This window comes from Pseudomonas sp. Sample_22 (genome assembly GCF_004307635.1).
GTDB lineage: Bacteria > Pseudomonadota > Gammaproteobacteria > Pseudomonadales > Pseudomonadaceae > Aquipseudomonas.
In genome coordinates this window covers 14,543-27,456 of sequence record NZ_RCNY01000084.1, presented here as the reverse complement: position 1 = coordinate 27,456, position 12,914 = coordinate 14,543, and the positions used below count along the sequence as shown (strand labels likewise).

Annotated in this window: 9 protein-coding genes; 1 reads left to right on the top strand and 8 read right to left on the bottom strand. The window is 60.6% G+C overall.

Going from position 1 to position 12,914, the window contains the following annotated elements; genetic code table 11:
* Window positions 1–59 precede the first annotated feature (59 nt).
* From D8U73_RS22450 to D8U73_RS22430, 5 genes are all read right to left on the bottom strand, one after another.
* Complete coding sequence (locus D8U73_RS22450) at window positions 60–1,325, bottom strand: NAD(P)/FAD-dependent oxidoreductase (protein WP_130905831.1); 1,266 nt, start codon at window positions 1,323–1,325, stop codon at window positions 60–62.
* A gap of 252 nt (window positions 1,326–1,577) precedes the next feature.
* Window positions 1,578–2,960 carry an aspartate aminotransferase family protein gene (locus D8U73_RS22445; RefSeq protein WP_130905830.1) on the bottom strand — a complete coding sequence of 461 codons (1,383 nt, stop codon included), beginning with the start codon at window positions 2,958–2,960 and terminating at the stop codon, window positions 1,578–1,580.
* Between the two features lie 28 nt (window positions 2,961–2,988).
* Window positions 2,989–4,434: an APC family permease gene (locus D8U73_RS22440; RefSeq protein WP_130905829.1), complete on the bottom strand. Its 1,446-nt coding sequence runs from the start codon at window positions 4,432–4,434 to the stop codon at window positions 2,989–2,991.
* 102 nt (window positions 4,435–4,536) lie between these two features.
* Complete coding sequence (locus tag D8U73_RS22435) at window positions 4,537–5,526, bottom strand: ABC transporter substrate-binding protein (RefSeq protein ID WP_347237902.1); 990 nt, start codon at window positions 5,524–5,526, stop codon at window positions 4,537–4,539.
* A 214-nt stretch (window positions 5,527–5,740) separates the two neighbouring features.
* A complete protein-coding gene (locus D8U73_RS22430; protein WP_056855732.1) occupies window positions 5,741–7,231 on the bottom strand; it encodes an aldehyde dehydrogenase in 1,491 nt (496 codons plus the stop codon).
* Window positions 7,232–7,460: 229 nt separating this feature from the next.
* On the opposite strand from D8U73_RS22430, the gene D8U73_RS22425 reads away from it, so the two are divergent.
* Window positions 7,461–8,381 (top strand): LysR family transcriptional regulator, encoded by a 921-nt coding sequence (locus tag D8U73_RS22425; protein WP_056855733.1) that lies wholly within the window; start codon window positions 7,461–7,463, stop codon window positions 8,379–8,381.
* 14 nt (window positions 8,382–8,395) lie between these two features.
* Here the strand turns inward: D8U73_RS22425 and argE are convergent, their stop codons facing one another.
* The 3 genes from argE to hrpB all read right to left on the bottom strand — a co-directional run bounded on the left by argE (window position 8,396) and on the right by hrpB (window position 12,875).
* Window positions 8,396–9,565: an acetylornithine deacetylase gene (argE, locus tag D8U73_RS22420; RefSeq protein ID WP_130905827.1), complete on the bottom strand. Its 1,170-nt coding sequence runs from the start codon at window positions 9,563–9,565 to the stop codon at window positions 8,396–8,398.
* Window positions 9,558–10,235, bottom strand: coding sequence for a DUF1028 domain-containing protein (locus D8U73_RS22415; protein WP_056855735.1), 678 nt, complete (start codon window positions 10,233–10,235; stop codon window positions 9,558–9,560). The genes argE and D8U73_RS22415 overlap by 8 nt, the downstream gene beginning before the upstream one ends.
* A gap of 120 nt (window positions 10,236–10,355) precedes the next feature.
* Window positions 10,356–12,875 (bottom strand): ATP-dependent helicase HrpB, encoded by a 2,520-nt coding sequence (gene hrpB / locus D8U73_RS22410; RefSeq protein WP_130905826.1) that lies wholly within the window; start codon window positions 12,873–12,875, stop codon window positions 10,356–10,358.
* Window positions 12,876–12,914: the final 39 nt, after the last annotated feature.

Genomic DNA, 12,914 nt, shown 5'->3' with positions numbered 1-12,914 from the left:
TGAAACTTGATTAATGAGCTGGTAAATCGGCAATGCCGAAGTTCATTCCCGCGATCGAATCAACGCTGCGACGGGTCTCGGTATTCGAGGTATTGGCGCTGCGTGGCAATGTGCCCGGCGACATGTTTGGCATCGTGCCAGACACCCCAGATAAAGCTCGAACCGCGACGCGACAGCCATGGCAGGCCTACAAAATAGACACCCGGCTCGTTCGAGACACCGCGCTGATGCCGTGGCTTGCCCTTCTCGTCGAACGTGTCGACCTGCAGCCAGCTGTAATCGACGGCGTAGCCGGTTGCCCAGATGATCGAGGTAATGCCCGCCTCGGCCAGATCGAGTTCGAGAATCGGGCGAGTGACGCACTCCGGGTCGGGCAGCATGAAGCGGGCTTCGGGTTCTTCCGGAAGGTCGAGTCCGTTGCGGGCAATGTAGGCATCCGCCGCGTCCAGCAGCGACAGGTAATTCTCGTCGCCCGCAGCGATATTGCGCGCCAGATCCGGCTGGAACGTCACCACGCCGTCGTTGAACGATCGGGTCAGCCCCACCAGCGTGACGCCTTGTTTGGCGAGACCGCGGAAATCGACGGTGTGGCCACCCCGCGCACCGCTCACCGCGATGGTCACGTGCTCGCGACCCGGCTCCATGGTTTCAAGATCCCACAGCCCCAGAACCCCCAACCACCAACAAAAATCACGGTTGCGATAGCTGCGGGGCGGACGATCATGCTGGCCGACCGACAGATAGACCTGTTTACCGGCGCGTTGCAGCTCATCGGCAATCTGCACACCGGAAGAGCCTGCACCGACCACCAGCACACCGCCCTCGGGTAGCTGCTGTGGGTTGAAATACTCGGCCGAGTGAATCTGCGTGACCGTGCTGTCTTTCGGCGCAATCGGCGGGATGACCGGACGCTGGAAAGGACCGGTCGCCGCCACCACGCGATTGGCCTGGATCACGCCTTCGGAGGTTTCGATGGTGAAGCCTGGACGGTCACTGTTGCGCACCACTTTTTTCACTTCGACGCCAGTACGAATCGGCGCTTCGAATTTCTCGGCATAGGCTTCGAAGTACGCGGCAACGCGATCCTTTGAAGCGAAGGCGTCGGGCTCCAGATCTTCAAAAGCCAGGCCGGGGAAGCGGTCATGCCAAACCGGGCCGTTAGCCACCAGCGAATCCCAACGCCCGGTGCGCCACGCTTCAGCGATGCGGTTACGCTCCAGGACGAGGTGCGGCACACCGAGTTTGCTCAGGTGCTCGCTCATGGCGACGCCAGCCTGGCCGGCACCGACAACAAGCGTATCTATTTCTATCTTTTTATCATTCATGCTTGCGTCCTTCAGAGAGGCAACTAAGGCGCGACAAGTCGCGACCGTTCAGCTGTTTTAATAATTAATTCCGCGTCGATAACTTTGCTGGCGGGGTAGTTTTATTGTGCTTAGCGAATGCCAATAACGAAAATATGTTTTTTGTCGTTGTTGCCCATGAAAAAACTAACTAATAACTACATGGATAAATGCATTAACTGTGGGAGCGAGCCTGCTCGCTCCCACAGTTAATGGAGTCGAGCCGGTATTTATTTAGAGCACACCAATTTCTTTGGCAGTTCTATCAACCGCTATCTTGGTCTTGGCAACCAGTTCGTCGATTTCAGCGCGCGTTGCGATCAATGCCGGGGCCATGATCATGCGGCCCAGCGTCGAGCGAATAATCAGGCCTTCCTCAAAACCGATCGTGCGGCAACGCCAGGCGATATCGCCTTCGTTGGCGAAGCGTTTGCGAGTCGCCTTGTCCTCGGCAAACTGCAACGCGGCGACCAGACCGACACCCTGGATTTCACCCACCAGCGGATGATTGCCGAACACCTCACGCAGACACTGCTGAAGGTACGGGCCGGTGTCGGTTTTCACTTGGCTGACGACACCCTCATCGCGCAACGCGGTGAGGTTGGCAATGGCCACGGCGGCCGCTACCGGGTGACCGGAATAAGTCAGGCCGTGGGCAAATACGCCGCCCTGCTCGACCAGCACTTCGGCCATGCGCCGACTCAGAATCAAGCCACCCATGGGGATGTAGCCCGAGGTCAGGCCCTTGGCGATCGACAGGGTGTCCGGCTCGAAATCAAAGTGTTGGTGGGCGAACCATTCACCGGTACGGCCGAAACCACCGATCACTTCGTCAGCACACAGCAGCACATCGTACTTGCGACAGATTCGCTGGATTTCCGGCCAGTAGCTCTCTGGCGGGAAGATCATGCCGCCCGCGCCCTGGAACGGTTCGGCGATAAACGCAGCGACGTTTTCCGCGCCCAGTTCGAGAATCTTGGTTTCCAGTTGCCGGGCCGCGCGCAGGCCGAATTCGGCAGGCGTCAGGTCGCCTTCGTGCGCAAACCAGTAAGGTTCGTCGATGTGCGCGACATCCGGAATCACCCCGCCCATTTCGTGCATGAACTTCATGCCGCCCATCGCGCTAGCGGCCAGGGTAGAGCCGTGGTAACCGTTCCAGCGGCCAATCATGATCTTCTTCTGCGGCTTGCCGAGTACCTGCCAGTAACGGCGCACGGTACGGATCAACACCTCATTGGCTTCAGAGCCGGAGTTGGTGTAGATCGCGTGGCTGTAGTGCTTGGGCAACAGGCTGAACAGCAGCTCGGACAGCTCGACCACCGCCGGGTGAGTGGTGTGGAAGAACATGTTGTAGTACGGCAACTGCTCCAATTGCCGAGTCGCTGCCGCGGCCAGATCCTTGCGACCGTAGCCGAGGTTGGTGCACCACAAACCGGACATGCCATCAAGGTAACGATTGCCGTCGTTGTCCCACAGGTGCAAACGCTCACCACCGACGATCACGCGCGGGCCTTCTTCGTTCAACGCCTTCTGATCGAGGAATGCGTGAATGTGGTGGGCGGCATCGGCCGCTTGATAGTCCTTGGTTTCACGCTGAGGTTTGTAATCGGTTGTCATTTTTTATTCTCCTGAATTGAATAAAGGTTCAGTTCCCGGACACGGTAGTCAGCGGTGCCACGGCAGGCACACCGTTGTCCTGCGATTCGTTTTGGATCAGGGGTTCGGGCGTAAACAGCGGTTTGCGCATCACGAACTTGACCCACACCACGGCGATCACCGATATCACGCCCAGTACCACGCCAGCGCAAGCAAAAATGCTGACGGTCATTTCCGGTGTTGGCGACACGTGGTAGATCGCAAACAACATGCCGAGGATGCCAACCACTTGCGGCCATGGATAAAACGGTGAGCGAAATGGACGCGCCAGATGGGGATAGCGCCGGCGCAAGGCGATCACATCGATGTGCACGATGATGTACGCCAGCAGCCAGGCGAGCGCGGCAGCCAACAGCAACAAGCTGATCGCAGCCGCGTCGTGCCCCAGAATGAGGATCGGCAGGCCGGTGATCGCGGCAACGAACAACACCGCCACCCAAGGCGTTCGGCCACGTGCCGTGAGCATCTTGAACTGCGGGAAAGCCTGGCCGTTTTGCGCCATGCCGTAGAGCATGCGCGGCAACGCTGCCAGCGAAGAATTCACGGTGCTGCAAGTCGCAGTGATGGCGGCGATGACCAGAAACAGCTTGCCGGCTTCACCGAACACAGTGGTCGCCACCAGATAATGCGGCAGTGCGTCACTGGCCAGTTGCTCGCGTGGAATGCACAGCAAAGCGCCAAAGCAATACAACGCGATCACGCCGAAGATCACCGTCAAACCAATGGTCATCGAACGTGGAATATTGCGCTCGGGATTGCGGGTTTCTTCCACCAGCGGGCAGACGAATTCGGCCCCGACAAAACCCCATACCGCCATCGCCGCCAGGGTAATTGCACCGAACTCCAACGGGTTCCAACCCTGATCGAGCGGCAGCTGCAAACTGGCCTGGCCGTTACTCAGCGAAGCCAGGCCCATGGCGACGAGGATCACCACCATCACCAGCGCCAGCACGTTCTGCAGCTTGGCGAAGACATCGATGCCGAACAGATTCAAAACGGTGAACAGCCCCAGCACGCCGTAGGCCACTACCATGTGTGGAATGACATCCGGATAGACCTTGCTGATCACCAGGTCCAGCAACAGCAGTTCGGCCGACAGCGCAAACATCGCCACCACCATGTACCCCGAGAAGGTCGCGAGAATGGCCGGGAAATGCCCGATCGCCACTTCGGTGTAACTGCTGAGGCTGCCCGCCCGCGGGATCATCAAGGCCAGTTCGGAGAACGACCAGGCATAGGTGATCGCCAACACATAAGCGATGGCCAGCGGAATGATGAAACCGAAACCGGCGATGCCCGCACCTTGCAGCATCAGCACCATGACGCCCTGCGACACCACGACACCCACCGCAACGGCAAGTAATGAACCCAGCCCCAAAACCCGGCGCAAACCGCCAGACTGCGCCTGGACGGACGCGGTTGAACTTGAACTCATGACAAAACTCCCCGTGTTTTCTTGTTGTTGATCGCCTCCGCGCGGAAGGCAGGGATAAACATCGCCACTCATCCTTGAATGGCGACAAGCGACAGCAATGGCTTAGCGGGCCGCCCAGGCGTTGAAGCGTTCCTCGAGTTCTTCGCCGTGATCGACCCAGAACGTGGCATCGACCAGTTGGCCTTCAGACAGGTTGGCTTGAGCGGTGGGCAATTGGGCAAGTGTGTCGGCCGGCAGCTGCGCCAGCACATCCTTGCGGATCGGGCCGTAGGGGATCTGGCTGGAGAAAGATTTCTGGCCGCTCGCCTGGCTGGCAAACACGATGAAGCGTTCGGCCAGCGACTTGTTCGGGCTGCCGCGAACAATCGCCCAGTGATCAGGATCGTAGAGGTGGCCGTTCCAGGAGATCGCCAGCTTCGAACCTTCCTTCTGCGCCACGGCAATCCGCCCGTTATAGGCCGCCGACATCACCACGTCACCCGCTGCCAGCCATTGCGGCGGCTGCGCTCCGGCTTCCCACCACTGGATCGACGGCTTGATCTGGTCGAGCTTGTGAAACGCCCGGTCCACGCCTTCCTTGGTCCCCAGCACTTTGTACAGGTCATCCTGTTGGACCCCATCGGCGAGCAGCGCCACTTCCAGCGTGTACTTGGCGCCCTTGCGCAGCCCACGCTTGCCGGGGAATTGCTGCAGGTTCCACATGTCCGCCCAGGACGTCGGTGCCGCCGCCACCTTGTTCGAGTTGTAGGCAAGCACCATCGACCACACGTAACTCGCCACGCCGCATTCGCTGACCGCGCCCGGCAAATAGTTTTTTGCATCGCCGATCAGCGCCGGGTCCAGCCGCTCGAACAATCCCTCCTCACATCCACGCAAGAGTTCAGGGCTTTCGACTTCGACCACGTCCCAACTGACCTGGCCGACATCGACCATGGCTTTGACTTTGGAAAGTTCGCCGCTGTACTCGCCGACCACTACTTTCCCGGCACCCGTTTGTTCAAAGGGTTTGAAGTAAGCACCCTCCTGCGCCGCCTTGGTGGCACCGCCGAATGAAATAACCGTGAGACTTTCGGCGTGCGCAACAAGCGGCACCGTAAATCCCAGAAGCGCGGTTAAAGCAGCCGCTGATTTAACGCTCGAAGACGAATATCTGAACATGAAAGCTCCCTCACTTTTTAATTGTGGTTAGTTACTGAGGCAGTCACGGCCACGCAGCCGCAAGTACACGGAAGACTCTCCGTGCGGTGACATTTTTTTATTCTTCAAGCCGCACACAATCAGCGTGCGGTAATTGTTCAGTAGATGTTTAACGCAATTGAAACCAGGTGGTTTTCAACTGGGTGTACTTATCGAACGAATGCAACGACAGATCCCGGCCAAACCCCGATTGCTTGCCGCCACCGAACGGCACGCTGACATCGAGGGCATCCACGGTGTTCACCGAAACAGTGCCGGCCTTCAACGCCCGTGCAACGCGGTGCGCGCGGTTCAGGTCATCGCTCCATACCGAGGCAGCCAGCCCGTAGATGCTGTCATTGGCCAATCGCACCGCTTGCTCTTCCGTGTCGAACGTAGAGATCGCCAGTACCGGCCCGAACACCTCTTCGCGCGACAGGTGCGATTGATGATCGACATCGGCAAAAATGGTCGGCTCGATAAAGTTGTCGGAACCGTTGAAATTCAAGCGACGCCCGCCGGTGAGCAATCGGGCGCCGTCTTCGTGAGCGCGCTCGATAACACTCATTACCCGCGACGCCTGGGCCGAATCGACAATGGCGCCAGCAGCACTGGCAGGATTCAATGGATCGCCAGGCATCCAGGCTTTGGCTTTTTCCAGAAGACGCTCGATAAACTCATCCTTGACCGTGTCCTGCACATACAGCCGCGAATTGGCTGAACACACCTCGCCCTGATTGAAGAAGATGCCGAATGCCGCCTTCTCCGCCGCCAGATCGAGATCACGGCAATCGTCGAACACCAGGCTCGGGCTCTTGCCGCCGCATTCGAGCCAGACCTGCTTGAGGTTCGATTGCGCCGCGTACTGCATGAAGTATTTGCCCACCTGAGTCGAGCCGGTGAACACCAGGCAATCGACATCCGGATGCAGGCCCAAGGCCTTGCCGGCGGACTCGCCGAGCCCCGGCAGCACATTCAGCACGCCCGGCGGCAAACCGGCTTCCAGCGCCAGTTCGGCCAGACGCAACGCCGAGAACGGCGATTGCTCCGCGGGTTTGAGCACCACGCTATTGCCGGCCGCCAGGGCCGGTGCCAGTTTCCACGCGGCCATGTCGAGCGGGAAGTTCCAAGGCACCACGGCGGCGACCACACCCAGCGCTTCGCGGGTGATGGTCGCCAGCGCCGATGACGCGGTCGGCGCGACCTGATCGTAGAGTTTGTCCAGCGACTCGCCGTACCAGGCAAACACATGCGCCGCGCCCGGGACGTCGATGTTGTAGGCATCCATCACCGGTTTGCCCATGTTCAGCGAGTCGAGCAAAGCAAGCTCTTCGCGATGGGCCAGCACCAGCTCGGACAGACGCAACATCACGCGCTTGCGCTCGACCGGTGCCATCCGCGCCCACGGGCCTTCGTTGAACGCGCGACGCGCACTGCGCACGGCAAGTTCCACTTCCACTTCGCCACACGCGGCGACACGGGCAAGCAACTGACGGGTCGCCGGGTTGATCGAATCGAAAGTTGCGCCTGAAGACGCAGCGACCTGCCGGCCATCGATCAAGGCTTTGTCAGAGAAGGTTTGCCGGGCAGCTCGTTGCTGCCAATAGTCGAGGTCGAACACGCTACGCTCCCTTTACGACCGCCAGGGTGGTCGGGGTTGTTATCAGAGGTTGTAGAGATAGTGCGGCAACCGTGCGAAGAGGAAAATTATTAAAAATGTGCTCGGGGTATAAGAAAAAACTTGGCAAGCGCTTGCCCAGCCTGGAACGCTCATAGGGTAAGGTTCAGTCCACAATCCGTGCGACGGTCATCCGGGCCTTCACCGCAAAACAAAGCAAAACGAGGTGCGTGTGGCTTCCTATACATTGCGGCAACTCAAGTATTTCGTCACAACGGTAGAAGCCGGCAGCGTCGCTGAAGCCTCGCGGCAGCTGTACATCGCGCAGCCCTCGGTGTCCACGGCGATCAAAAGCCTGGAAGAGTCGTTCAACGTCCAGTTATTCATCCGCCACCACGCCCAGGGTGTGTCCCTGACCCCCACCGGCACGCGCTTCTATCACAAGGCGCAAGAGCTTTTGCGGATGGCCAGGGAGTTTGAACAGAATGCGCTGGCCGATAACGATACGGTGTCGGGACAAATCGACATCGGCTGCTTCGAGACGGTAGCCCCGCTGTACCTGCCGCAATTGATCGCCGGCTTTCGCAAGCTTTACCCGGGCGTGGACATCCGCATTCGCGACGGCGAGCAACAAGAGCTGGTGCAAGGTTTGACCGCCGGCACGTTCGACGTGGCCTTCCTCTACGATCACGATCTGGACGGCACCATCCAGACCACGCCACTGATGCCGCCACAAAAGCCCTATGTGCTGTTGCCTGAAGGCCACCGTTTTGCCGACCAGAAAGAAGTGTCGCTGCGCGACCTGTGCAGCGAGCCGATGATTCTTCTCGATGTGCAGCCGAGCCGGACCTACTTTGTCAGCCTGTTCCACGAACTGGAACTGACGCCCAACATCGTCTTCAGCTCACCCTCTATCGAGATGGTGCGGGGCATGGTCGGCCAGGGATTCGGCTTCTCGATCCTGGTCACCCGCCCGCACTCGGAGTGCACCTACGATGGCAAGAAGGTGATATCGGTCAACATCAAGGAACCGGTCACCCTGTCCGGCCTGGCGTCGGCCCATTTGAAACGCAGCCAACTGACCAAGCCTGCACAGTTGTTCGTGGATTTTTGCCGCGAACAACTGAGCCAGAAAGTCGCAGCCCCCCTGTAGGAGCGAGCCGGTTCCTACAGTGAGATGTCGCCACACAGGTAATCAGCCAACCGAACCAACATCGCATCGCAACCGTTCAACTGCTCCAGTGCGATGAATTCGTCAGGCTTGTGCCCCTGATCCATGCTGCCAGGTCCGCAAACCACCGTGGGAATGCCAGCCTGATCAAACAACCCGCCCTCGGTGCCAAACGCGACCGTGCCAAACGCTGAAGAATTGCTCAACAGCGCCAGCAGCCGCGCCGCTTCACTCTCGGGCGGTGTCGCCAACCCGGGATAGGCGCTCAGCGGGCGCAAGCGGATGTCGGTTTCCGCTTGCACCGCACGCATCTTCGGCAACAGTTGTTCCTGGGCGAACGCGTGCAACTGGTCCGCCACACCCTGTGCATCGAAGTCCGGCAGCGCCCTGACCTCGAAATCGAACTCACATTCGGCGGGAACGATGTTGAGCGCGCGGCCACCTTTGATCACTCCCGTCTGCACCGTCGAAAACGGCGGATCAAAACGCTGATCGTGGTTGTCGGGATGCGCGAGCTGTTCACCGATCACGCCCAGCCGACCAATAAGCTGCGCGGCGTACTCGATCGCGTTGACCCCATAAGGCGCATACGCCGAATGGCACGCTGCACCGCGCACTTCGCAACGCATCGCCAGTTTGCCCTTGTGACCGAGCACAGGCTTGAGTTCTGTCGGTTCGCCGATCAGGCAGAGGCAGGGCTTGAATGGCCGCTTCTCCAGCTCGGCGAGCATCGGCCTGACACCCAGGCAGCCGATTTCTTCATCATAGGAAAACGCCAGGTGCACCGGCTTCAGAAGCGTACGCTGGACGAAGGTCGGCACCGCCGCGAGCACCGAGGCGATGAACCCTTTCATGTCCGCCGTGCCACGGCCGTACAGGCGCCCATCCTTTTCCGTCAGATGGAACGGATCGACCGTCCACGCCTGCCCGTCTACCGGTACCACATCGGTGTGACCGGAAAGCACTACGCCACCGGACGTGAGCGGGCCGATGGTCGCGAACAGATTCGCCTTGGTCCGTTCTTCATTGAAGAAGAGTTCGCTCTGAACGCCGTGCCCGGACAGGTACGCCTCGATGAAACGAATCAATTCGAGGTTGGAATCGCGGCTGACAGTGGCGAAGCCAATCAGACGTTCCAACACGTCGCGACTGGACGCCTCACTCATCCCCGGGCACTCCGTAGCTCGGTGCCGTCGTCGGGTTGAGTGCGCGCGTCAGGTAATCCTGCATTTGCGGTCGATAAGCCTGCCAGAGACCGTCAAGCTGACCGATGGGATCTTCCTCGGCCCAGTCGACCCGCAAGTCGATGATCGGCCACGTATGGTCACCCACCACTTTCAGCGCGGCGGAATGCACCGGCCCGGCCTCGCCACCGGCCGCCATGGCCGCGTGCATGGCCGCCAGCAAACGGTCCGCCAACTGGCCCGGTTCGGCCTCGAATGCCCCGACCATGGCTTCGATGACTCGCACGTCGCTGAGCAGATTGCCCGCCGCGACGCACTGCTCGCCCTTCACCGCGTTATGCACACCCAGCGATTCCTTGCCGCTGAACAGCGCAATCCTGCCCGACGCATCGATCACCGTGACTTGACGGTACTGGCTCCAGCCGTTGGACGTCAGCGCCTTGTCCAGCGCCGCGTCAGGTTGCAGATGCTGATGCTCCAGCAGGTCGAGGATCTGCGGCCCAAGAGCCGGCAACGTAATGTTCTGCGTCGAGACCGCACCGACCCCCGCCCGCGCCCAGGGGCAACGTGCACCGACCGCAATGCTTGAAGAGCTGATGGCAATACCGAGCTGCCCGGTTTCCGGGCAGCGTCCGATAATCGAAAACGTCATGACTCACTCCTTAAAATTCCAATGCACGCGCCATTGCATTCTGTTCATGCACTGGAAAGGGAGAAAGCAGGTTTTTTGTGGCTTTGGGCTAGGAAAAAACTGGTCTGGCCCACGATTAGCTCAGCTCTTGCGCGGTTTGATCCGTGCCGTGGCCTCGGCCACCAAGGGATCGTCCGGCCAATAGTGTTTCGGGTAGCGGCCCTTCAAATCCTTCTTCACTTCGGCATAGGTACTGCGCCAGAAGTTCGCCAGATCCTGGGTCACCTGCACCGGCCGCCGCGCCGGCGACAGCAAGTGCAGCTTGACCACTTGCCGACCACCGGCAACGCGCGGGGTTTCGGCCAGGCCGAACAGCTCCTGCAAACGCACCGCGAGAATCGGCGGCTGTTCGCTGTAATCCAGACGAATCGATGAGCCCGACGGCACGCTCAAGTGATGCGGTGCCAATTCGTCAAGTCGTTGCGGCAGCGGCCATGGCAACAGGTTGTGGACAATGCTCGACAGGTCGAGATTGGCGAAGTGACTGAGCCGCGAGACCTTGCCCAGATACGGCATCAACCAGTGTTCGAGGCTTTTGAGTAACGCCGCGTCGCTGACATCCGACCATTCGCTGTCGCCCTTGCCGGCCAGATCCAGTTGGCGCAATAACGCCACCCGCGCTTGCCACTGACGCAGCTCCGGCGTCCACGGCAACAGCTCCAGGCCTTTGCGTCGCACCAGATTGACCAGTGCCTGACTGCGAGCCGTTTCATCGAGACCGGTCAACGGTTCGCGGCTGAGGATCAGCTCACCGACTTTGCGCTGGCGCTCGGCGCGCAGCACGCCTTCGCGCTCATCCCAATCCAGTTGATCGACGCAACGTACCTGCTCCGCCAGCACCGAATCGAACAGCGCCGGATCAAAATCCGCCGCCAGATAAATCCGCTCCTCGCGCTGGCCCTGACGACTGCCCAGATCGGCGATCACCAGCCACGGTTGTTTCATCAGGCTGTCCGCTTCGGCGAACAACGCAGCGCGACCGTTGGCCAAACGATATTCGGCGCCGCCCGCACGACGCTGCTGGGCGACGCGGTCGGGATAGGCCAGCGCCAGCAACGCGCCGAGCCAGCGCGGATGATCGGGGTCGGCGACCGGTTCCGACGCCTTGCCACGCAGATAACCGCGATACTGCCGCGCCAGTTGCCGGGCTCGCTGCACGCCACCCTGAGCGCCGCGGGCAGCTCGTTCTTCACCCGACAACAACACCAGTCGACTGTGCAGATCCGCCCCGGCACCGCGCAAGATATCGCGTTCGCCAAGCAACGCCGCGACATCGCAAGCCATGTCCGCCAATCCCAGCGCCTGAGCGCGCAACAGTAGATGGGCGATGCGCGGGTGCGCCGGCAATTCGGCCATGGCCTGGCCGTGACGGGTCAGCGTTTCGCCTTCCAGTGCCCCCAGACGTTCGAGCAAATCCTGCGCCTGTGCATACGCGGCGGCAGGCGGTACATCGAGCCACACCAATTGCCCAGGCGTCACGCCCCAGCGGCCGAGTTGCAAGGCCAGCCCCGCCAGATCCGCCGAGAGAATTTCCGCACTGCCATAGGCCGCCAGTTGTTCGTGCTGATCCTGCGACCACAAGCGATAACACACACCCGGTTCCAGTCGCCCGGCCCGACCGGCGCGCTGCGTGGCACTGGCCCTGGAGATGCGCTGGGTGTCGAGACGGGTCATGCCGCTGCCGGGATCGAAACGCGGCACCCGCGCCAGCCCGGCGTCGATCACCACGCGCACGCCGTCGATGGTCAGGCTGGTTTCAGCGATGTTGGTGGCCAGCACCACCTTGCGTTTGCCCGGTGGCGCCGGATCGATCGCCGCACGTTGCGCGGCCAGATCCAATTCACCATGCAACGGGCAAAGCAAAACCTGTGGGTTGTCACCCAGCGCGTCGGCCAGTTGCTGATGCACACGCCGAATCTCCGCCTGCCCCGGCAGGAACACCAGGACGCTGCCGGTTTCGTCGTTCAAGGCTTCGAGAATGGTCTGCACCAGTCGCGGCTCGATGAATTCACCGGCCTGGAACGGTCGGCCCCAGCGCATTGCCACCGGGTACATGCGCCCTTCACTGCGCAGGATCGGTGCATCGTCGAGCAACCCGGCAAGGCGTTCGCCCTCGAGGGTTGCCGACATCAAGAGGATTTTCAGCGGCTGATCGTCACGGAACAATTCCCGGCCATTGAGGCTCAGGGCCAGCGCCAGGTCGGCATCGAGACTGCGTTCGTGAAATTCATCGAAGATCAGCAAGCCCACGCCTTCCAACGCCGGATCATCCTGCAAGCGCCGGGTGAGGATGCCTTCGGTGACCACTTCGATGCGGGTCTTCGGGCCCACCTTGCTGTCGAGCCGAATGCGATAACCCACGGTTTCGCCGACCTTCTCGCCCAGCTCACTGGCCAACCGCTCCGCCGCCGCCCGCGCCGCCAGGCGACGTGGCTCAAGCATCAGGATGGTCTGCCCCGCCAGCCACGGTTCATGGAGCAAGGCCAAAGGCACGCGGGTGGTTTTACCGGCGCCGGGCGGTGCTTCGAGCACGGCTTCGTGGCGCTTGGCCAAGGCTTCACGCAGGGCGGGTAAAACTTCATCAATCGGCAAAGAAATCATGCTGGCTCCAAAACAGAGGCACGAGTATAACGGCGAACT